This window comes from Aerococcus sp. L_32, assembly GCF_050689315.1.
Genome location: NZ_JBOEQF010001317.1, coordinates 1 through 505 on the forward strand (window position 1 = coordinate 1; position 505 = coordinate 505).

The 505-nt window shown below is 42.4% G+C and carries 1 rRNA gene and 1 pseudogene; one reads left to right on the forward strand and one right to left on the reverse strand.

Annotated features, from left to right (window positions below):
• Positions 1-129: 129 nt before the first annotated feature.
• Positions 130-245: ribosomal RNA gene (gene rrf, locus ACRCJ0_RS19545) — 5S ribosomal RNA — on the forward strand.
• Positions 246-309: 64 nt separating this feature from the next.
• On the opposite strand, the pseudogene ACRCJ0_RS19550 reads toward rrf, so the two are convergent.
• A pseudogene (locus ACRCJ0_RS19550) lies at positions 310-505 on the reverse strand (metallophosphoesterase); the annotation flags it as partial.

The following is a 505-nucleotide window of genomic DNA, read 5'->3' on the forward strand; positions in this document are numbered from 1 at the left end:
ACAGCGATGTATGGAGCGGACTAGTACTAATCGGTCGAGGACTTATCCAATGGATATAAGATTGTATGATGGAATGGTAGACGACTTACAGATTCAGTTTTGAGCGAACAAAAGCTCAGATAAATATTGTGTGGTAATGATGGCAAGAAGGACACACCTGTTCCCATCTCGAACACAGAAGTTAAGCTTCTTAGCGCCGAATGTAGTTGGGGGTTTCCCCTTGTGAGACTAGGACGTTGCCATGCAAGATGAAAAAACCAGTAGCTTTGGCTGCTGGTTTTTTTGTGGTTGTTTTCAAAAAAGGAAGGTTTAAACGTACTTTATAAACATGGCCTGGTCGATTTCTTGGTAGAGGTCGTTATGGCGCCATTCGCGTTCATAGGCGAGACTATTACTGATAAAATGTTGATTGCCTTGCTTTATTTGGTGTCTGATGTGAACGTGTCCCATGATTGATTGCTTGATTGGGTAATCTTGATAGAAGGGTAAGTAGTCGTCGGTTGCA